Genomic DNA, 19,204 nt, shown 5'->3' with positions numbered 1-19,204 from the left:
AAATGTATCTTTCACATGCGGCGATGTCCAGGATCAGCGCACGACAAAGGGCGCCCGCCGAGGTTCGTCGGCGGGCGCCCTTTGTCGAGCTGCACCAGGTCAGGCGCCGCGGAGCCCTGCAGCGGGCAGGATGATCTCGTCGATGTTGGCGATCAGGAACTCCCGGTCGACGGGGATGCGCAGCATCAGCGTGCGGTAGGCGACCATCGCGGGGCCGACCATGCAGAGCTTCTCGACGTCGAGATCCGCACGGACCTCTCCGCGGTCGATCGCACGCTGGAAGAAGACGCGGTTGACGGCCGCGCGCGGCTCGACGAGCGCCTCGTGTGCGGCGGCGGCCAGCTCGGGGTTGCGGGCGATCATGGACACGATCCCTGCCATCACCTTGAGCTTGCGCTCGCTGTCCCGGATGCTCGGCGGCTTGACCATGGCGACCAGGTCTCCGCGCAGCGTCCCCGTGTCCGGCAGGCTGTCGAGGTCCAGGTCACTGCCCTTCATGCACGCGACGGCGTCGAGCACCAGGTCCGCCTTGGACGACCACCGGCGGTAGACGGTCGCCTTTCCGGCCTTGGCCCGCGCCGCGACGAGGTCGATCGTCATCCCGTCATAGCCGGTCTCCGCCAGCACGTCGAGCGCGGCATCCAGGATCTCCGGGTCGCGGGTGTGGTCTCGCTTGCGCCCGAGCCGGGGTCTCGCCTCGGCCTGCTCGGTCTGCGTCATCGCAGTCGCCCTCCTCCCTCTGTCCGCCTCCGACCTTACCGTCAGGTTAATTATTGAACCAGCCCTTTCCGGAACTGCTCAGTCTCGTATATGGTGTTGGCATGTCCGATACCGAAACCCCCGCGGCCGACCGCCGTCGCTGGATCACGCTCGTCGTGGTCGGGCTCGCCCAACTCATGGTGGTGCTCGACGCGACAGTCGTGAACATCGCACTCCCGTCCGCCCAGGCCGACCTCGACTTCTCGGACGGCCAGCGGCAGTGGGTCATCACCGCCTACTCCCTCGCCTTCGCCAGCCTGCTCCTGCTCGGCGGACGGCTCTCCGACCTCATCGGCCGCAAGCGCACCTTCGTCATCGGCCTCATCGGGTTCGCCATCGCGTCGGCCCTCGGCGGCGCCGCGGGCTCGTTCGAGCTGCTCGTGGCGGCTCGCGCACTGCAGGGCGTCTTCGGCGCGCTGCTCGCTCCCACCGCGCTCGCCGTGCTGACCACGACGTTCACCGTGCCGAAGGAGCGCGCCCAGGCCTTCGGCGTCTTCGGCGCCATCGCCGGTGCCGGCGGCGCCGTGGGCCTGCTCCTGGGCGGGGTCCTGACGGAGTCGCTCGACTGGCGGTGGAACCTCTACATCAACGTGTTCATCGCGGCGGTCGCCCTCGTCGGCGCCCTGGTCCTCATCCCGCGCGCCGAGCAGGCCGGACCCCGGCCGAAGCTCGACGTGCCCGGCACCGTGCTCGTGTCCGGCGCACTCTTCAGCCTCGTCTACGGCTTCTCGAACGCCGAGACCGGAGGCTGGGAGTCGCCGCTGACCTGGGGCATGCTGGCCGGCTCCGTCGTGCTGGTGGCGGCGTTCGGCGCCTGGCAGGCGCGAGCGGAGCACCCCCTGCTGCCGCTCTCGATAGTCCTGGACCGCAACCGCGGCGCTGCCTACATCTCGGTGCTGATCGCGGGTGCGGGGATGTTCGGCGTGTTCCTCTTCGTCACCTACTACCTGCAGCTCACGCTCGGGTACTCACCCATCCAGACAGGTCTCGCGTTCCTGCCCATGATCGGGATGCTCGTGCTCGCCGCCCAGCTGGGCACCAATGTGTTCGTGCCCCGGTTCGGCCCCAAGCTCATGGTGCCGGTGGGCATGGCGCTCGGCACCGCTGGCATGGTCGGCCTCACGTTCCTCGACGCCTCCAGCTCGTTCGCCCCGGACGTGCTGCTGCCGCTGATGCTCGTCGGCCTCGGGATGGGCACGATCATGCCCGCGTCGATGCAGACCGCCACGCTCGGCGTCGACCGGCAGTTCGCCGGCGTCGCCTCGGCGATGGTGAACACGAGCCAGCAGGTCGGTGGCTCGATCGGCACCGCCCTGCTCAACACGCTGGCCGCCACCGCAGCGGCCGACTATCTGGTGGCCCACGGGCCCGCGACCGAGGCCGTCGCCACCCAGGCGGCGATCACGAGCTACTCGACCGCGTACTGGTGGGGTGCCGGGTTCTTCGCCGTGGGTGCGGTGCTGTCGGCGCTGCTGTTCCGTCGCCGGGGCGACGGCCTGTCCCTCACGACCACACCCCCGTCCCCCGCCGAGGCGAAGCGTGCACCAGACCCGCTCCCGGTCGGTTGAACCCCGACCTCGTTGAGTGCTGGATATTCGCCCCGATCCGGGCCCGTTCGGGGGCGAATATCCAGCACTCAATGCCGGTCGGAGTGTTTGGAGTTGCACCTTCCGTAGCGGCATGTGGTCCCGTGGACTCATGGCCCGCCCCACTGAGGAAGACTCCCCGCTCATGTATTCGTCGTTCATCCCGCCGCGCCGGGTCAAGATCGGTGACGCGGCAGCCTTCGTCGGCACCACACCGCGGGCGATCCGGCACTACCACGAGATCGGCCTGCTCCCCGAGCCCGAGCGGGGCGGTGACGACCGCCGCCGCTACGGCTACGAAGACATGATCCGGCTGCTGTGGATCCGCAAGATGGCCGACGCCGGGATCGCCCTGGACGATATCCGTGCCGCCTTCGCCGACACGGCTTCTGCCGGTGCCGACGGCGACGGCGACGGCGAGATCGCGGGCATCCTGGAACGGGTGGAGGAAACGCTCGTCGCCCAGGAAGCAGAGCTGCAGCGACAGCGGACTGCGGTGCAGCGCATGCGCACGGAGGGCAGCAGGATGGGCCTGCTGTCCGACTTCGTCACCAGCCGCCTCAAGAGCCTGCCCGAGGGTTCCCTACGCCAGGCAGACCTGGACAACATGCTGGTCATCGAGCGGATCTTCGGCCCGCTCGGCGCGGCCGTCAACGCCACTCGCTACATCGCCCTGGCGACCCACCCGGAGCTGCGGGAGGAATCCGACCGTGTTGATGCCGCCGAGGAGGCACTCGACGACACGGTTGCTGTCGACGACCCCCGGGTGGCGCAGGTGGCTGCCCAACGGCACGCCTTCGAAAAGGCGCTCGAAGCCGTCATCGAGGATTCCGGCCTCGCGGAGAAAGACGATGCGCTCTTCGACGCCTGGGACGCCCTGCACCCCCCTACCGATGATGAGGGTGCGGACGAGACCGGCCACAGCTCTGAAAGGGAGCCAGGTTCCATGAGTGCGTGGGAAGCCACCATGAAGATGCCCTACGACTGGTCTCCGGCCCGCCTCCGCTGCATCGAACTGACCGAAGAGCTCGCGATGTCCTCGTGACAGACCGAGCGGGCGGCCACCGGTGTCCCGGTGACCGCCCGGCCGCAGCGCCAGCCGTCGACACGCGGTCGGGGCGGGGTTCAACGGGCTCGACGGGCTCGACCAACGGTCAGCGGTAGTTCGTGAACTGGAGCGCGAAGTCCAGGTCCGAACCCTTCAGCAGCGCCATGACCTCCTGCAGCTGGTCGCGCGACTTGCTGGTCACGCGCACCTCGTCGCCGGTGATCTGCGTCTTCACACCCTTGGGGCCCTCCTCGCGAATGATCTTGGTGACCTTCTTCGCGGACTCGCCCGCCAAGCCCTCCTTGAGGGTGGCCGCGAGGCGGTACTCCTTGCCGGAGGGCTGGGGCTCGCGCTCGCCGACGTCGATCGCCTTGAGCGAGACCCCGCGCTTGATCAGCTTGGTCTCGAAGACGTCGAGGACGGCGAGCACGCGCTCCGACGAGTTGGCGACGATCACGATGCTCTCGCCGCTCCAGCTGATCGAAGCGCCCACGTTCTTGAAGTCGTACCGCTGCGAGACTTCCTTGCCGGACTGGTTCAGCGCGTTGTCGACCTCCTGGCGGTCGACCTTGCTGACGATGTCGAACGACGAGTCGGCCATGTCGTGCTCCTTCTGCGTAAACAACCGGACGCCCCTGCACGTCCAGTGGGATCTGGCACCACCGTATCCGGCGCGGCAGGCCAGGGACGAACGGATAGGCTGCTGGACCATGTCGCGACTCGATCTCTGGAGACAACGCACCGAGTGGCCGCTGATCGGGGTGGCCGTGATCTTCCTCATCGCCTACGGGCTGCCCATCGCGCTCCCCGATCTGCCGCGCTGGGTCGACGTGCTCTGCGGCACCCTGATGACGGTCGCCTGGTTCGCCTTCGCCATCGACTATGTGGTGCGGCTCAGCCTCGCCGACGACAAGTGGCAGTTCGTCCGGCGCTATTGGCTCGATCTGCTGGTCGTCGCTCTCCCCCTGCTGCGTCCGCTGCGGCTGCTGCTCCTGGTCAAGGTGCTGCAGCGGTTCAGCCGGACGGGCGTGCAGCGCCTGCGCGGCCGGGTGGTCACGTACGCAACGGGCGGGACGGCCCTGCTGATCCTCACCAGCGCCCTGGCCATCACGGACACCGAGCGTGGCGCGACCGGCGCCACCATCGAGGGCCTCGGCGACGGCTTCTGGTGGGCCATCACCACGATGACCACCGTGGGCTACGGCGACCAGTTCCCCGTGACGACGGCCGGCCGGTTCATCGCGGCCGGCCTCATGGTCGGCGGTATCGCCCTGCTCGGTGTCGTCACCGCGACCCTGGCGTCCTGGATGGTGCAGACCGTCGAGGAGGCGGCCGAGGACGAGGCGACGGCCACCCGCGCCCAGGTGGAGGGCCTCGCCGCGGAAGTCCGGGCGTTGCGCGTCGAGCTCGCCCGGACCCGCGACGTCGAACAGGCCCGGGCGGAAAGTGACCCGCGCTAGCCCGTCGCACGGCTCAGTATCGCGGCGGCGTACCCCAGGGCGGCGCGTCGGGACCCGGCGTCGGTCCGCCGGACCAGCCGGGACCGTAACCGTCCGACGGCCCGCCGGCCATCCCTTCGAGGCGACGGATCCGATCCTTCATCGGCGGGTGCGTGGCGAACAGTCGTCCGATCCCCGCCCCCCGGAACGGGTTCGCGATCATCACGTGCGACACGTTGGTGAGTTCGCGGTCCTGCGGCAGCGGTGCGCGCTGCGTGCCCTGCTCCAGCTTGGCCAGCGCGGAGGCCAGTGCCAGCGGGTCGCCCGTGAGGCGGGCGCCGTCCTCGTCGGCGTCGTACTCACGAGTGCGGGAGATCGCCATCTGGATCAGCATCGCGGCCACCGGGGCGAGGAACGCCATGGCGAGCGCGGCGAGCGGGTTGCCGCCCTCACGGCGGTCACCGCCGCCGAAGAACAGCAGGAACTGCGCCAGCGCCGTGATGAGCCCCGCCATCGCGGAAGCGACCGACGACGTGAGGATGTCGCGGTTGTACACGTGCATGAGCTCGTGCCCGAGCACGCCGCGCAGCTCTCGCTCGTTCAGCAGCTGCAGGATGCCCTCCGTGCAGCACACCGCGGCGTTCTGCGGATTGCGCCCCGTGGCGAACGCGTTGGGCGCCTTGGTGGGCGAGATGTACAGCCGAGGCATCGGCTGGCGCGCCGCCGTCGACAGCTCCCGAACGATGCGGTGCATCTCCGGCGCCTGCAGCTCCGTGACGGGATACGCGCGCATGGCCCGGATCGCCAGCTTGTCGGAGTTCCAGTAACCGTAGGCCGTCGTACCCAGCCCGATGAGCACGAAGATCCACAGCATGCTGGAACTGCGCCCGAAGAGCGCCCAGATCCCGAAGATGACGACCCACATCCCACCGAACAGCGCGGCGGTCTTCAGCCCGTTGTAGTGCCTGTGCATCGCACTCCTTTCCTCCCAGCCGAACGCGCCGCGCCGGGCGACGGTTCCCGCGAGCATGATCTCGCACCGGGCTGCGGGCGCGAAAACGGCGTGGGCCCCGGCCGGGACCCACGCCGTCTGCCCGTCATGGCCGGACCGGTCAGGCCTGCGGCCTGCTGATCGAGATCATCTCGTCACGCGGTACCACCTTGACCCGCTCACGGCCCTCTGCCTCGCCGAGCGCCCGCTCGTGCGCGTCCAGGAGCTCCCAGCCGGACCACTCGACGTACTCGACACCCTTGCCCGCGAGGAACTCGGTGACGGCCTCCGGCGCACCGTGCGATGCGGTACGGCCACCGTCCAGGTCACCGGGCGCCTCGCCGTCGGCCACACCGGTGACGTCCTCGACGAGGTGACGCACCGTCTCGGACGCGTCGGACTTGGTGTGGCCGATGAGGCCCACCGGGCCGCGCTTGATCCAGCCGGTCGCGTACACGCCGGGGACCTGGTTGCCGTCGATGTCGACGACCCGGCCCTCGCGGTTGGTGATGACGCCCTTGACGTCGTCGTACGGGATCTCCGGCAGTGCCGAGCCGAAGTAGCCGACGGCGCGGTAGACGGCCTGGACCGGCCAGTCGGTGAACTCGCCGGTGCCCTTGCTGGTGCCGTCGCCCTGCAGCGCGGTGCGCTCCGTGCGGAAGCCGACCACCTTGCCGTTCTCGCCGAGCACCTCGGCCGGGGCGTTCAGGAAGTGCAGGTGCAGACGGCGCGAGGCCGTGTTCTGCGCCGGGTCCTTCAGCGTCCAGTCCACCAGGGTCTTCACTACCTGCTTGGTCTGGTTCGAGGAGTTGATGGCCGACTCGGAGCCCTCGTCGAAGTCGAAGTCCTCCGGGTAGACGACGATGTCGACGTCGGGCACGTGGCCCAGCTCGCGCAGCTCCAGCGGCGAGAACTTGACCTGCGCCGGGCCGCGGCGCGCGAACACGTGCACATCGGTGACCGGGGAGGTCTTCAGGATCTCGTACACGTTGCCCGGGACCTCGGTGGGCAGCAGGTCGTCCGCGTGCTTGGCCAGGATGCGGGCCACGTCGAGAGCGACGTTGCCCGCACCGATCACGGCCACCTGCTCCGCCTCCAGCGGCCAGGTGCGCGGTACGTCCGGGTGGCCGTCGTACCAGGACACGAAGTCCGCGGCACCGTACGAGCCGTCCAGGTCGATGCCGGGGATGTTCAGCTCGGCGTCCTTGATGGAACCGGTGGAGAAGATCACCGCGTCGTAGAACTGGCGCAGGTCCTCGAGCTTCACGTCCACGCCGTAGTCCACGTTGGCGAGCAGACGGATGTCTCCGCGGCTCAGCACCCGGTGGAGCGCGACGATGATCTGCTTGATGCGCGGGTGGTCCGGGGCCACGCCGTACCGCACCAGACCGAACGGCGCGGGAAGGCGCTCGAACAGGTCGATGCTGACGTCGAGGTCGGTCTTGGACAGGATGTCGCTCGCGTAGATGCCGGCAGGGCCGGCGCCGACGACGGCGACGCGCAGGGGTCGGGTGGTGCTCACGAAAGGGGCGCCTTCCGGGTCGAGGTCAGGAGGGAAGCGAAGGCCGGTCCTGATTCTACCGACAGGGTAAGGATCGCCTCACCAGGCGTCTCACCTTTCACGCCCCGCGTGCCGGATCCTCACCTGCTGGGCTGGCCCGCACTGACCTCGGCGACCGCACGCTGCAGGTCCTCCTTGCCGCTCCCGCCCATGGCGCGCAGCGGGCTGTACGCGGGGATGACGGTGGCGGACGTCGCGCCGCCGGACACCTTGAGGGCATCGATCGTCCGGGTCCCGTAGACAGCCTGCACCACACCGGCCTGCGCCGGACGGCGCACGATCCAGGCAGGTGCGGTGCTGCGGCGCCCGGCCCAGACCTCGATCTGCCCGGGGGCGACCACGAGGGCCAACGGGCTACCGCCCATACCCATCAGACCGGGCACCTTGTTGGCGTACGCCCCGGCCTCCTCGGCGGACTCCGCGGTCGAGTACGCAGGGATGACGACGACGTCCCGGCGGCCCTGCCGGGCGTTCGTCGCGACGCGCTTGGAGCGACCGAGCATCACGGCGACCGTGATGCCACAGATCACGAGGACGATCAGGAGCGCGATCCACAGGGTGCTGTCGCCGATGCCGTCACGCTGGATGGTGAGGACGAGCCGCACGACCGAGACGAGGGCGAAGACGACGAGGGCGCCGATCCATAGCTTCTTGCGGGCGTTCGCGTTCATGGGGTCTCCGATGGCGTAGGTGTCGGGGTGGGGTCGAGGCTCTGCTGTTCCTCGAGCCACTGCTGCTGGGACCACTCGTCGTAGCGGTCCTGGGCGGCCTCGCGGTTGCGCTCATCGTGCGCCCACGAGAGATACGTCAGGCCGAGCGCGACGAACATGGCAAGCACGAGGAGCAGTGTGGGGCGCAACGGCTCCCAGAGCCTGGTGTAGTTCCCCAGGTCGCCGATGAAAAAGCGGTAGCCGCCCAGCACCCAGAACGCGAAGAAGCAGACAACCAGAACCAGAACTATCGCCAGGATGACGGTCAGCACGCTCGGGTCATCCGACGGCAGCGGCGGCGCCGCGGCGATCATCCGCGAACCACCGGGTGCAGCGAGAGAACTATCGCGTCGAAGAGCTCGAGCATCGCCTCACGGAGCGGCACGAACGGCGTGGTGAAAGACACCTGGAGAATCTTCTCGAGACCACGGCGCTCTGTCCAATAGTCGGCTGTCCAATAGTCGGCTGTCCACCAGCCACGCGGGTACACGAACGCCCACGAGGTGGCCGCCGCGCGGAACGAAGCGGCCGCAGCAGCCTGGAGGTCGGCAGGACCGTCGTCAGACCCGGCCCCGAGGTCGGGCCCCGAGGCCTCTGTCTCCGTACTCACTCCAGCCCCAGTTCCTTCGACAGCGCCGACCCAGGCTCGACCCCGTAGAAGGCATGCGAGAGCAGGTCACTGATCTGCTCCTCGATCTCATCCACCAGGTGTGCGTACACGCTCCGGAACTCAAGCCGAACCACTTCGTCCTTGGCGTCACTGAAGAAGGTGTAGAACCAGTACAGATACAGCTCGCCCGCTTCATTGACCGTGTCAATAATCTGCTCGACCATCGGGCCGAGGTCCACCTCGCCCTCTCCCACGTCGTATGAGCTGATCGTCACGCCCGGCAGCTGCGGTACACGTGCCGCCTGCTTGCGGAACTTCCGGTACGCCTTCTTCGCGTTCCCACGGTCAGGGAACGTCCTGATCAGCACGCCGGCGCGGACCTCGTGGTCATGCTCGGCAGGGAGCCAGACACCCACGCCCCACGCAGTCCCGTCCTCGTCCTCGACCGCGTCCTGGTCCATGGCACGGATGGCGCCGATCACAGCAGCATTGCCAACGCCCCACTCACGGGTCGCGGCGATCTCCTCTGCGCCCTCGGTGCCCATACCCGTGACCCAGAAGATCCAGTCCTCGCGTTCCGGAAAGGTGAAGACCTGATCCTCGTCCCACGGACGCCACGACTCCCCCTGCTGCTCCATCGCTTGCTCCCCCTCGCTTCTCACCATGTACGCACGTCCCGATACAACAGCGTCGAGTTGGCGGCAACGTCCGTCCCGTACGGCACAAGAGCCGACCCAAAGCTGCCGACATAGCCGGTCGCGTTCTTCGAGAACTGCGCGATGTCGTCGACCTTGCGCAACGTCTGATAGGCGCGCGCCGCCTCGCTATGTCCCACGAAGTTCATGAACCGCACCTTGCCGGTGAGGGCCGCGAAGGACGAGGCGCCGGACCTGAACCAGCTCACCGGGTTCAGCTTGGTGTACGGAACGGACTAGGCCATTGTCGCGTTGGCCAGCGCGTTCCGTGCTGCGGCCCGATTGAGCGGGCTGCCGAACTTCGAGGTGTTCCGCACCAACAGGTTTGACGGCACCGATTCAGAGCTTCTTGCGGGCGTTCGCGTTCATGGGGTCTCCGATGGCGTAGGTGTCGGGGTGGGGTCGAGGCTCTGCTGTTCTTCGAGCCACTGCTGCTGGGACCACTCGTCGTAGCGGTCCTGGGCGGCCTCGCGGTTGCGATCCTCCAGCCACAGCAGGCCGAGAAACAAGCCACACGCCACGATCAGGGCGAGGATAACGGGAACTGAGCGGCGCACCAGGTCCCACGGGTTTTCGAGGTCCTCGACCCTGCCGATGAAGAAGCGGTATCCCCCGAGCACCCAGAAGCCGAAGAAGCAGGCAACCAGAGCCAAGAGGATGCCCGTGACGATCACCAGCGTGCCGGGGTCGTCCGACGGCAGCTGTGGTGGCGCGGCGATCATCCGCGCACCACCGGGTGCAGGGAAAGGACTATCGCGTCGAAGAGCTCGAGCATCGCCTCACGGAGCGGCACGAACGGCGTGGTGAAAGACACCTGGAGAATCTTGTCGAGACCACGACGCTCTGTCCAATAATCGGCCCTGAGCTCGGGCAGCATCGGATTGCCTTCTGGATCGGTCCGCTCGATCTCGCTCTGCCGTACAGCGCGCAGCACCCACCCGTCGTCGAGCTTCTGCTTGTCGACGTCCGCGCCCGACGTCGAACCGGTGATGCTCGCGATCAGCTCGTCACGGCCGCCTTCGGTCACCTGGTACGGGAACACCCCCATGGTCCCGGTGATCGCGACGTCGCCGACGTCCATGCTGAAGACCGCCAGGCTGAGCCCGCCCTCCTCGGCCGCGCCGTGGGCCGCCTGGGCGAGGTACTCACGCGCCTCTCGCCGGGCGCGGGCCCGGTCGTCCCGGCGGCCCAGCCTGCCGACAACGATCTTCCGCACCGCGCCGTCGATCTGCGCAGGGTCCGCCAGCGGGACGGTCCACCAGCCGTGCGGATACACGAACGCCCACGAGGTCGCCGCCGCGCGGAACGAAGCAGCCGCAGCAGCCTGCAGATCGGCAGGACCGTCATCAGACCCGGCACCGAGGTCGGGCCCCGAGGTCTCCAGCTCGGTACTCACTCCAGCCCCAACTCCTTCGACAGCGCCGACCCAGGCTTGACGCCGTAGTAGGCATGCGAGATCAGATCGCCGATCTGAACCCCGATGTCCTCCGCCAGGTGCGCATACGCGGTCGTGAACTCAAGCCGCACCACCTCGTCCTTGCCCTCGCTGAAGAACGTGACGAACCAGTGGAGCTGCAACTCGCCCGCGTTATTGACCGTGTCGATGCTCTGTATCACGCACGGGCCGAAGTCCACCTCGCCCTCGTCGACGTCGTAGGCGCTGATCGTCACGCCCGGTACCTGCGGTACGCGCGCCGCCTGTTTCCTAAACTTCCGGTACGCCTTCTTCGGGTTCCCACGGTCAGGGAACGTCTTGATCAGCACACCGGCGCGAATTTCGTGATCGTGCTCGGCAGGGAGCCAGACGCCGGCACCCCACGCATTGCCGTCCCCGTCCTCGACAGCGTCCTGGTCCATGGCACGAATGGCGCCGATCACAGCAGGATTACCCGCACCCCACTCACGGGTCGCGGCGACCTCCTCCGCTCCCCCGTCATCCATACCAGCCACCCAGAAGATCCAGTCCTCCCGCACCGGAAAGGTGAAGACCTGATCCTCGTCCCACGGACGCCACGACTCCTCCTGCTGCTCCATCGCTTGCTCCCCTCGCTTCTCACCAGGTACGCACGTCCCGATACAACAGGGTCGAGTTGGCGGCTACGTCCGTCGCGTACGGCACAAGAGCCGACCCGAAGCTGCCGACCTTCGCCGGGTTGAGCGAGCCGAGCCACCCCATGGTGCCGACGTAGCCCGTCGCGTTCTTCGAGAACTGGGCGACGTTGTCGGCGTTGCGCAGCGTCTGGTAAGCGCGCGCTGCATCGCCGTGCCCCATGAAGTTCATGACCGCTGCCTTGCCGGAGAGCCCCTTGAAGGACGCGAGCCCGGACTTGAACCAGCTCCCCGGATTCACCTTGGTGTACGGAACCGACTTGAACGCCTTCGTCGCATTGGTCCACGCACCACGCGCCGCTGCCCTGTTGAGCGGGCTACCGAACTTGGCGGAATTCTGGAAGACCCGCTGTCCACGTGCTGCGCCCTGCGCCATGCCCTTGGCCGCTGCAGCCTTGCCCGCTGCCCCGACGAGGCGCCCGACACCGAACGACAGGACACCGATCACGCCGAGCAGCACGTTCACCCAGTCGCCCTCGCCATGTACCACCAGCGCGGTGTCGGCGACAAGCGCCGCGACCGTCGCGATGATCGCGATGGCCGTCAGGATCTGGCCGAGGATCGGCACCCAGCCGAGAAACAGCGCGGCGATACCCGCCCACATGGCGATCTTGCCGGCCCACTTGGAGACGAAGCTGGCGACCTTCGAGCCCCACTTCTCCCACCAGCCGTCGTTGAGGTCGTCCGCCTCGACCGCGTCGGTGATCGCGTCGGCAGCCGTGCCTGCCTTGGTGCGCCAGCTGCTGACGACACCGGGCAGCTCGTTGATGATCCCGGTGAGGACGCCTTGTGAGCTCTCGAGGTTGGAGTTCGCGGTGCTCAGTGCCGAACGCGTCGCCGGATCGAGCTCCTCGCCCGAGGTCCGCGACGCCGAGACGGCGTCGTCGAGGTTGCCCTGGGCCGTGTTGGCGCTCCGCTCGTCCTCCTCGACCGCGTCCTGCGCGGTCCGCGCGCGCTCGAGCAGGGCCGACGCCGCGTCCTTGGCGTCCTGGTGGTCCACCGCGTACTGGGTCAACGCGGAGGACGCCGCACGATAGCGGGCCTCGGCCTTGTTGACCTCGCTGCGGACGTCCTCTGCCCGCTCGCGCAGCTTGTCGACAGCGTCGGACTCGAAGCCTTCCATGTCCTCCATGATCCCGAGCGAACGGTATGCGTTCGCCATCGCGTTCGCGATCTCGCCGTAGTACGTGCCCGCCGAACGCGACACCTGCGGCTCACCCGGGATGGGGTCGGACGGCGCCAATGGTTCCCAGCTCACTGGTTCTACCCTTCCTCGAGGCTCTTGCCGAGCGTGCCGTCGACATCCTTGAACTGGTCGCCCACGGCCGTGGTCAGTTCCGCGAGGTTCGCGATGCTGTCGCGCATCTTCTCGCGGCGGCCCTTCCACTTCGTGGAGAAGTCCCGGACTGCGCCCGCGAGCTTGTCGTCGCCGACGGCGTCGGCGACGGACTCGGCGTAGGCGTCCGCGCCCTCGAACTCGTTGACGATCGACGTCAGCTGGTCTCCGGTGTCGGTCAGCAGCCTGACATCGACAACAAGTCGGTCACCCACGGTGTACCTCTCTGTGTGCTTGACCTACGGACACATGACAGGGCGGCTCCAGGCCATTGCCTGGAACCGCCCTGTTATGGACTGACTGAGGTCGGTCTCAGATGCCCGAGGCGAGCTGCTGGTCGGTGTCCTGCAGCGTCTGAGCGGCCTGCTCGAGGAACGAGGCCATACCCTCGATACCCTCGATGGCCTGCTTGGCACCCGTGGTGAACTCCTCGTAGGACTGCTGGAACTTGCCCGAGGCCTGGTCCGTCTGGAAACCAGAAGCCACCAGGTTGTTCACCTGCGAGGACAGGTTCTGCAGGGTGTCCATGATCTGCTGCTGACCGTTACGCAGCTGACCCGCGGTACCCCGAAGCTCCTCGTAGGTCACGTTCATGTTCGCCATGAGTACTCCCCTTCTCGATCTCAGATTCCGGCCGGCCCCCACGGCCGGTCCGACTGCCCACACACTAGCGACGCCCCCGGAAAACCGTCGATGGGCACCAGTACCCATCGGCAGCCGATGGGCGACATGCTCCGCCTGGCGTCCACCAGAGCGTGGTCTCGCTGGACGAGCGTAACGGCCTGCTTCCAGCAATGCCCGCAAAGCCGGCCCGATCAGGCCGGCCAGTGCCAGCAAGCGACCGAACTACACGGCACCAGCGGGAAACGACGTCGGGGGCGGCCCTGGACCGTAGTCCGGAACCGCCCCCGCGAACCGTAGGGAGTACGGAGACTCAGATGCCCGAGGCGAGCTGCTGGTCGGTGTCCTGCAGCGTCTGAGCGGCCTGCTCGAGGAACGAGGCCATACCCTCGATACCCTCGATGGCCTGCTTGGCACCCGTGGTGAACTCCTCGTAGGACTGCTGGAACTTGCCCGAGGCCTGGTCCGTCTGGAAACCAGAAGCCACCAGGTTGTTCACCTGCGAGGACAGGTTCTGCAGGGTGTCCATGATCTGCTGCTGACCGTTACGCAGCTGACCCGCGGTACCCCGAAGCTCCTCGTAGGTCACGTTCATGTTCGCCATGAGAACTCTCCTTTTTCAGATCCCGGCCGGCCCCCACGGCCGATCCGACTGCTCACGACAGTACTGGGGCCTGGATGGAGCGTCGATGGGGAGCGGTACCCATGCGGGATCAGGGCTCCGGTCGCCCACGTGACTCCGCCGGTGTCCGGGACCGGCGGAGACCGGTGCGCACCTCGAGCGGCCGGACCCGCGTGGGAGGTCCTGAGATCTGCCCTTCCCCACTGCTAACCTCGTCGCGTCCTGAGCATTCCGGTTCGCCCCGGACACCACGCGGAACGAGCGGAACGAGCGGAACGAGAGGTACCGATGAGCGCGATCAGCTGGATGGTCTACGGACAACGGTCCGAGCGCACCTATGTCAGCGACCCGAACGGCGACACCGCGCGTATCGCGGAAGCGCTGGACCGGCTCGACAGCGCTCCCCCGCCGAAGCGCGGACTCTTCGGACGCAAGACGCCTGCGACCGACGATGCCGTGGAGGCCGAGAAGCACGTGGTCCGTGTCGCGCAGCCCGGCGTCGTCGAGGCAGTGCACGCCATCCTCACCGCCGACCCGACTCAGGATCAGCGCGTCCACGACCTCGCCTGGCGGATCAGCGCGACCGAGGACGTGGACGACGATCCTGACGCCGCGGCTGCGGTCGACGAGCTCTTCGAGCTCGAGGAGCAGCTCGACCCGGAGTCCTGAGCGCAGGGGCTCGGCCCAAGTCTGCGGCATCAGCCGGGTGGTACCAGCGCCCGACTCGTCATCTCTGACCGATGCGCTTCGCCCGCAGTTTCTTGAGCTGCTTCAGGCGCTTCGCGCGGGCCTCGGCAGACAGGTCCATGACGCTGACATCATCGGCCTCCTCGTCACCGCCGTCGGTAGACGGGCCGGCGCGGAACGCACGGACGCCCAGCACCAGCGAGGTCAGGAGCAGCGCGCCCGTGAGCACCCAGAAGATCACGTGTGCGACATCGGGGATCCCTGGCATGAGCGCGCCGATCGCCGTCGACCACGCAAGGCCCGCAGGCAACATCGCGAGAAGCAAGCGCCCGTTCCACCCCCAGCCCGCTATGTAGAACCGCATCACCCTGTCCGTGAACCGGCTGGGGCGCACCGGCTGGAGCGAGAGCGCGATGTCACCGGCGGTCGGCGGACCGAACGTGCTCCCACGGAACCCGTAGGCGGTGAAGGACAGCTTCTCGCCCGCGTAGGACGGCCGCAGGGACCGGACGACGTAGACGAACGAGAGCACGGCCAGTGGCCAGGACGCGGTCAGGATGTGCCACCCACCCGGCCCGATGATCGCGGCCACGAAGATCGCGCTGACGAACAGCGTGATGGCCTGTCCCACAGGAACGGTGTCACCACCCTGTCCCCCGGTGCGCAGGGACTCCGGGTCGTCGTACGCGAGGAAGCCCACCGAGCCCACCAGGAGGCCGACGGCGAACAGCCAGATCGTCAACCACACCAACCCGATCAGGAGATAGCCGAACGGACGCAGGGCCACACCCGCAGGGTCCGGCCGGTCTCCGTCGTTCGTCGACCGCTCCGGGTCTCCAGCAACCAGCTCCGGCATTGTTCCTCCACCTGGACATGTCACGGCAGCGCCACGTTAGCGTCCGAGGCGATCCCGTTCCACCGGACCGGTTCCACCGCGACGGAGCGAGCCGACGAGAACGACGTCGCGGACCGAACCCTTGGTCCTGCGGCAGCATTTCAGCACGACAGCGCCGCCGTCTAGAGTCGTACAGGTAGCGAGCAACCAGCCGAACACGTCATAGAGAGACAGGAGCGAATGCGATGAGCGACGGCTTCGACGTCAACCCCGAGCACCGCAACATCGGCCCGCTGAACGAGCACGAGAAGCACACCGTGCGGCCGGCACTCATCACATACTGCGTCGGGGCTCTCGTGTTCCTCGCAGCCGTTCTCCTGAGCAACCTGGCACCCGAGCTCTTCAGCTCGCTCGGTGGATGGGTCACCGCCATCATCATCGTCGCGATCGCAGCCCTCGTCGGGACGTACACGATGGTCCAACGGATGAACAGGCGCAGCTCGATGCCCGACGAGACGCTCGATCGGCGTCAGGACTGACCGGAGTCACCTGCTGGGCCCTGCCCTGGTCGGGCTCAGCCCTCGTGCGTGGATGCGGCCGACGGCGCTGCGACGGCTGCCGTCAGCTCGTCCTCCTCCTCGGGCACGCCGTCACCGGACAGGAACGTGATCGAGTCGACGATCTCGTCGAACAGCATCGCGAACGGCTCCGCCGACGGAATGTTCGGCACGCTCACACGCACGAACAACAACTTGGACTTGTCCGGGTACGGCATGTGGTACTCGAGACGCATCGTCTGCATCTCGGTAGCGTCCTCACCTTCGCCGATCGTGCCCTCGCTCATCTCCACGACCCGCGCGACCGGTCCGTTGCGCTGCGTGGCGACCTCGCCCTGCGGGTAGGCGGCCCGCAGAGCACCGTCGACGTCGCCGCGCGCCAACAGGTCACCAACACCGTCCGACCAGTCCTCGTCGACCATCATCAGGGCAGCGGGGAACGGGACCTCGGGCAACAGCTCGAGGCAGATCAGGTACGTGTGGACACCGATCTGTGCGGCCTCCCGCGCAGTGCCGAGCAGCTCCTGGGTCGCCTCACGTCGCACGCGCGCGAGGCGGTCGGCAGTCCCGACCTGCTTCTTCACGAGCTTCTTGACGAAATCGGCTGCCCGTCCCGGGTCATCGACAGGCACGTTCGCCCATGTGCCGGGCACGATGATCCGAAGCTCCCGACCGAACGACTTCACCTGGCGCGTCATCAGGCGTTCTCCATCTCCACCGACAGACCCGCGAGCAGGTCGATCATCTCTTGTGGCATGTCGTCGAAGGAACCGACGCTGCGCGCGATGGCCGTCACCTCGATCATGTCGCTCCCGCCCTCGGGGAAGACTCCGAGAACCACACGCTCCTCGAGCTGCGCCACCCCGTCCCCCCTGTCGACAGCGGGGTCACCGAGCATCATGTGCATGCCCGCCACCTCGCCGGCGTCCACCGTACCTTCGATCTCTCCCGCGTACAGGTACTCGGTCGCCTCCGCGTCCTCCACCAGCTCCTTGAGCTGGTGCGTGAACGCCACGGCGGTCAGCCCCTGCTGGGCGACCACAGCGATCATCGCGTCCACCACACCGCGCTCGGGGTTCCGCACCAGCGCCGCCGTCTCCAGCGCCGTGATCCCGGACTCCTGGACGGATGCGGCGACGTCGACGAGCTGCTCCGCGAGCACGTCCACCGTGTCCTCGATCTGGGCGGCGACCTCACCATCCGCCATCGCACCGCGGACGAGCTCGTCCGCGGTGGCTCGCGCCCACTCCGAGACGTCCGGCAGACCGCCGGGCACCGCGTGCCACGACTCCGGCAGGCGCAGCTCGAAGCCGGCGATCTGCCGCGTCACAGCTTCTCTCCGTACTTGATGGCGAAGTCACCGAGGGGCCCGTACGACCCACCGGCCGGTCCGGTCACGATCGCGTTGGCATCCCCGGCGATCTTCCAGCCGTCCCCGGCGTTGATGTCGTTGCCCAGCTTGTAGAAGTTGTTGCCGAGGTTGGTCATCTGGTGCGTGACGGCGCTCAGCGTCGCGATGTTCTGCGCTCGCATCGTCACGTTGTCGACGCGCAGCCCGGTCTGGCTGAAGTGCTTCATCATGTCGATCACGTCGTCGTTGCCCGTCGCGAACCGCAGGCCGCCGTCCTTGTAGGGCATCGGGAACTTGGCACCGCGCCACGTGGAGAACGCCTTGCTGCCCTCGCCGTTCTTCATCAGGCCGCGAATCGCCTTGTCGGTGGGAGTACGGCTGAACGGGCCCTTGAGCACCGAGGTGACGCGCTGCCCGTTGCTCATCGCGAACGTCCTTCGAGAACTCTTGAGCATCGTGTTGCCGAACTTGAGCTTCGAGGCTCGCGTCGACATCCGCGCCGAGGTCTGGACCACGGAACGGGCCTTCGCGTACTTGGCGACGGCGCCGATGGCCCGGCCGCCGAACAGGCCCATGACACCGAGGCCGACGCCCAGGAGCGCGCCCCAGCTGAAGCCTTCGTTCATCATCTTCGTGATGCCCTCGATGATCGCGATGATCGACCCGATCGCCGCCAGCACCAGGAGTATCTGGCCGAGAACCGGCACCCACGAAAGGAAGATCGCCAGAATGCCCGCGATGTCGCAGATGACCTTGAGCACCTTGAGCGCGCCCGCGGCGAAGTCCTTGAACTTGTCCCAGCCGCTGTCCTCGAGCCCGTTGACCTTGTCGCCTGACACGACCTCTTCGATCTTGGAGATCGCGGTGCTCGCCGCCGAGTTCTTGTCGCCGTGACCGCTGTTCCACTCGGTCTCGGCCTGGGTGATCTGGCCCTGGAGATCGTTGACCGCGTTGTTCGCGTTCGTCTGGGCACGCTGCGCGTCGGACTTGTCCGCGTCGCTCGCGTCCTTCGGCAGGTCGTCCACACCGCTCTCGGCGCTCGACGCGGTGGACTGTGCCGCCTCGAGGTCGGCGCGGAGCGTCCGAAGCTTTGCGGCGGCAGGGTCGGCCTCGTTCTTGGCCCCACGCAAGGATGCGCCGTACGTCGTCAGTGCTTCACCCGTGTAGGAGTAGCGCTCCCGCGCCTTGTCGATGTCCTCACGCACCTCGCCGGCCAGCTTGCGCGTCTTCTCCATCGACTTCGCCGTCGTGTTGGTGTCGTCGACGATCTGCTGCAGAGAGGAGACGGACCGGGCGATCGCCTCAGCCAGCTCGGTGTATTTACGGCCCTTGGCCTCTACGGTGTTGGGCTCGCCGTCGAGCTCCTGCCACTGTGTGTCGCTCATCGCTCTCCCCTACTTCGCAGCCGCGTCTTCGAGGGCCTTCGCGAGCCCGGTGTCGACCTCGTCGAATGCTTCCGCGATCGACGTGATGATCCCGGACAGCTTCTTGACGTTCTCGAGCATCTCGCCGCGCTTGATCTCCCACTTGTCAGCGAACTCGTTCACCCGGTCGCGCAGCTCGTCGTGGCCGGTCGCGTCAGCGGCCCCCTGCGCATTCCCGTCGGCATTCTCGAGCTCGCTGGTGATCGACTTGAGGTCTTCACTCAACGTCAGAAGCTGATTCATGTCGATCGAGAGATCGTAGC

Annotated in this window: 26 protein-coding genes; 5 read left to right on the top strand and 21 right to left on the bottom strand. The window is 67.5% G+C overall.

What is annotated here, in order from left to right; all coding sequences use genetic code 11:
- Positions 1-99: 99 nt before the first annotated feature.
- Positions 100-720, bottom strand: a complete 621-nt coding sequence (locus AB0F40_RS05650; protein WP_357465062.1) for a TetR/AcrR family transcriptional regulator — start codon at positions 718-720, stop codon at positions 100-102.
- A gap of 101 nt (positions 721-821) precedes the next feature.
- Here AB0F40_RS05650 and AB0F40_RS05645 point away from each other — a divergent pair, with 101 nt between their 5' ends.
- Positions 822-2,327 carry an MFS transporter gene (locus AB0F40_RS05645; protein ID WP_357465060.1) on the top strand — a complete coding sequence of 502 codons (1,506 nt, stop codon included), beginning with the start codon at positions 822-824 and terminating at the stop codon, positions 2,325-2,327.
- Positions 2,328-2,457: 130 nt separating this feature from the next.
- Entirely contained in the window at positions 2,458-3,390 is a 933-nt protein-coding gene (locus AB0F40_RS05640; RefSeq protein WP_357465058.1) for a MerR family DNA-binding transcriptional regulator, read from the top strand.
- 109 nt (positions 3,391-3,499) lie between these two features.
- Here the strand turns inward: AB0F40_RS05640 and AB0F40_RS05635 are convergent, their stop codons facing one another.
- Entirely contained in the window at positions 3,500-3,994 is a 495-nt protein-coding gene (locus AB0F40_RS05635) for a YajQ family cyclic di-GMP-binding protein (RefSeq protein ID WP_357465056.1), read from the bottom strand.
- 109 nt (positions 3,995-4,103) lie between these two features.
- On the opposite strand from AB0F40_RS05635, the gene AB0F40_RS05630 reads away from it, so the two are divergent.
- Complete coding sequence (locus AB0F40_RS05630; RefSeq protein ID WP_357465054.1) at positions 4,104-4,853, top strand: ion channel; 750 nt, start codon at positions 4,104-4,106, stop codon at positions 4,851-4,853.
- A gap of 13 nt (positions 4,854-4,866) precedes the next feature.
- On the opposite strand, the gene htpX is transcribed toward AB0F40_RS05630, so the two are convergent.
- From htpX to AB0F40_RS05560, 14 genes are all read right to left on the bottom strand, one after another.
- Positions 4,867-5,805 (bottom strand): zinc metalloprotease HtpX, encoded by a 939-nt coding sequence (gene htpX / locus AB0F40_RS05625; protein ID WP_357465142.1) that lies wholly within the window; start codon positions 5,803-5,805, stop codon positions 4,867-4,869.
- A 139-nt stretch (positions 5,806-5,944) separates the two neighbouring features.
- Positions 5,945-7,345 (bottom strand): FAD-dependent oxidoreductase, encoded by a 1,401-nt coding sequence (locus tag AB0F40_RS05620; protein ID WP_357465052.1) that lies wholly within the window; start codon positions 7,343-7,345, stop codon positions 5,945-5,947.
- A gap of 119 nt (positions 7,346-7,464) precedes the next feature.
- Entirely contained in the window at positions 7,465-8,055 is a 591-nt protein-coding gene (locus AB0F40_RS05615; RefSeq protein WP_357465050.1) for a hypothetical protein, read from the bottom strand.
- On the bottom strand, positions 8,052-8,408 hold the full coding sequence (locus AB0F40_RS05610) for a hypothetical protein (RefSeq protein WP_357465048.1): 357 nt from the start codon (positions 8,406-8,408) through the stop codon (positions 8,052-8,054). Before AB0F40_RS05610 ends, AB0F40_RS05615 begins: the two co-directional genes overlap by 4 nt.
- Positions 8,405-8,704 (bottom strand): hypothetical protein, encoded by a 300-nt coding sequence (locus AB0F40_RS05605; RefSeq protein ID WP_357465046.1) that lies wholly within the window; start codon positions 8,702-8,704, stop codon positions 8,405-8,407. Before AB0F40_RS05605 ends, AB0F40_RS05610 begins: the two co-directional genes overlap by 4 nt.
- Entirely contained in the window at positions 8,701-9,342 is a 642-nt protein-coding gene (locus AB0F40_RS05600; RefSeq protein WP_357465045.1) for a hypothetical protein, read from the bottom strand. The genes AB0F40_RS05605 and AB0F40_RS05600 overlap by 4 nt, the downstream gene beginning before the upstream one ends.
- Positions 9,343-9,362: 20 nt before the next feature.
- Positions 9,363-9,608, bottom strand: a complete 246-nt coding sequence (locus AB0F40_RS05595; protein ID WP_357465043.1) for a hypothetical protein — start codon at positions 9,606-9,608, stop codon at positions 9,363-9,365.
- 156 nt (positions 9,609-9,764) lie between these two features.
- Positions 9,765-10,121: a hypothetical protein gene (locus AB0F40_RS05590; RefSeq protein WP_357465041.1), complete on the bottom strand. Its 357-nt coding sequence runs from the start codon at positions 10,119-10,121 to the stop codon at positions 9,765-9,767.
- Positions 10,118-10,795, bottom strand: coding sequence for a hypothetical protein (locus AB0F40_RS05585; protein WP_357465039.1), 678 nt, complete (start codon positions 10,793-10,795; stop codon positions 10,118-10,120). The genes AB0F40_RS05590 and AB0F40_RS05585 overlap by 4 nt, the downstream gene beginning before the upstream one ends.
- Positions 10,792-11,433, bottom strand: coding sequence for a hypothetical protein (locus AB0F40_RS05580; protein WP_357465037.1), 642 nt, complete (start codon positions 11,431-11,433; stop codon positions 10,792-10,794). The genes AB0F40_RS05585 and AB0F40_RS05580 overlap by 4 nt, the downstream gene beginning before the upstream one ends.
- Positions 11,434-11,452: 19 nt before the next feature.
- Complete coding sequence (locus tag AB0F40_RS05575) at positions 11,453-12,766, bottom strand: hypothetical protein (protein ID WP_357465035.1); 1,314 nt, start codon at positions 12,764-12,766, stop codon at positions 11,453-11,455.
- A gap of 5 nt (positions 12,767-12,771) precedes the next feature.
- A complete protein-coding gene (locus AB0F40_RS05570) occupies positions 12,772-13,059 on the bottom strand; it encodes a hypothetical protein (protein WP_357465033.1) in 288 nt (95 codons plus the stop codon).
- Between the two features lie 97 nt (positions 13,060-13,156).
- Positions 13,157-13,447 carry a WXG100 family type VII secretion target gene (locus AB0F40_RS05565; protein ID WP_357465031.1) on the bottom strand — a complete coding sequence of 97 codons (291 nt, stop codon included), beginning with the start codon at positions 13,445-13,447 and terminating at the stop codon, positions 13,157-13,159.
- A gap of 331 nt (positions 13,448-13,778) precedes the next feature.
- Positions 13,779-14,069 (bottom strand): WXG100 family type VII secretion target, encoded by a 291-nt coding sequence (locus AB0F40_RS05560; protein ID WP_357465031.1) that lies wholly within the window; start codon positions 14,067-14,069, stop codon positions 13,779-13,781.
- A gap of 306 nt (positions 14,070-14,375) precedes the next feature.
- Here AB0F40_RS05560 and AB0F40_RS05555 point away from each other — a divergent pair, with 306 nt between their 5' ends.
- Positions 14,376-14,756 (top strand): hypothetical protein, encoded by a 381-nt coding sequence (locus tag AB0F40_RS05555; RefSeq protein WP_357465029.1) that lies wholly within the window; start codon positions 14,376-14,378, stop codon positions 14,754-14,756.
- 58 nt (positions 14,757-14,814) lie between these two features.
- On the opposite strand, the gene AB0F40_RS05550 is transcribed toward AB0F40_RS05555, so the two are convergent.
- The gene (locus AB0F40_RS05550) at positions 14,815-15,630 is read right to left on the bottom strand and encodes a hypothetical protein (RefSeq protein ID WP_357465027.1); all 816 of its coding nucleotides are present in this window, start codon (positions 15,628-15,630) and stop codon (positions 14,815-14,817) included.
- Between the two features lie 224 nt (positions 15,631-15,854).
- Here AB0F40_RS05550 and AB0F40_RS05545 point away from each other — a divergent pair, with 224 nt between their 5' ends.
- Positions 15,855-16,148 (top strand): hypothetical protein, encoded by a 294-nt coding sequence (locus AB0F40_RS05545; protein WP_357465025.1) that lies wholly within the window; start codon positions 15,855-15,857, stop codon positions 16,146-16,148.
- A 35-nt stretch (positions 16,149-16,183) separates the two neighbouring features.
- Here the strand turns inward: AB0F40_RS05545 and AB0F40_RS05540 are convergent, their stop codons facing one another.
- From AB0F40_RS05540 to AB0F40_RS05525, 4 genes are read right to left on the bottom strand one after another with little or no spacing between them, the layout of a single operon-like run.
- A complete protein-coding gene (locus AB0F40_RS05540; RefSeq protein ID WP_357465023.1) occupies positions 16,184-16,864 on the bottom strand; it encodes a hypothetical protein in 681 nt (226 codons plus the stop codon).
- The gene (locus tag AB0F40_RS05535) at positions 16,864-17,496 is read right to left on the bottom strand and encodes a hypothetical protein (RefSeq protein ID WP_357465021.1); all 633 of its coding nucleotides are present in this window, start codon (positions 17,494-17,496) and stop codon (positions 16,864-16,866) included. The genes AB0F40_RS05540 and AB0F40_RS05535 overlap by 1 nt, the downstream gene beginning before the upstream one ends.
- Positions 17,493-18,902, bottom strand: coding sequence for a hypothetical protein (locus tag AB0F40_RS05530; RefSeq protein ID WP_357465019.1), 1,410 nt, complete (start codon positions 18,900-18,902; stop codon positions 17,493-17,495). The genes AB0F40_RS05535 and AB0F40_RS05530 overlap by 4 nt, the downstream gene beginning before the upstream one ends.
- A 9-nt stretch (positions 18,903-18,911) precedes the next feature.
- On the bottom strand, positions 18,912-19,184 hold the full coding sequence (locus tag AB0F40_RS05525; protein ID WP_357465017.1) for a hypothetical protein: 273 nt from the start codon (positions 19,182-19,184) through the stop codon (positions 18,912-18,914).
- Positions 19,185-19,204: the final 20 nt, after the last annotated feature.

The organism is Promicromonospora sp. NPDC023987 (assembly GCF_040639055.1).
In the GTDB taxonomy this organism is placed as follows: Bacteria; Actinomycetota; Actinomycetes; order Actinomycetales; family Cellulomonadaceae; genus Promicromonospora.
This window is presented reverse-complemented; position numbering and strand designations above follow the sequence as displayed.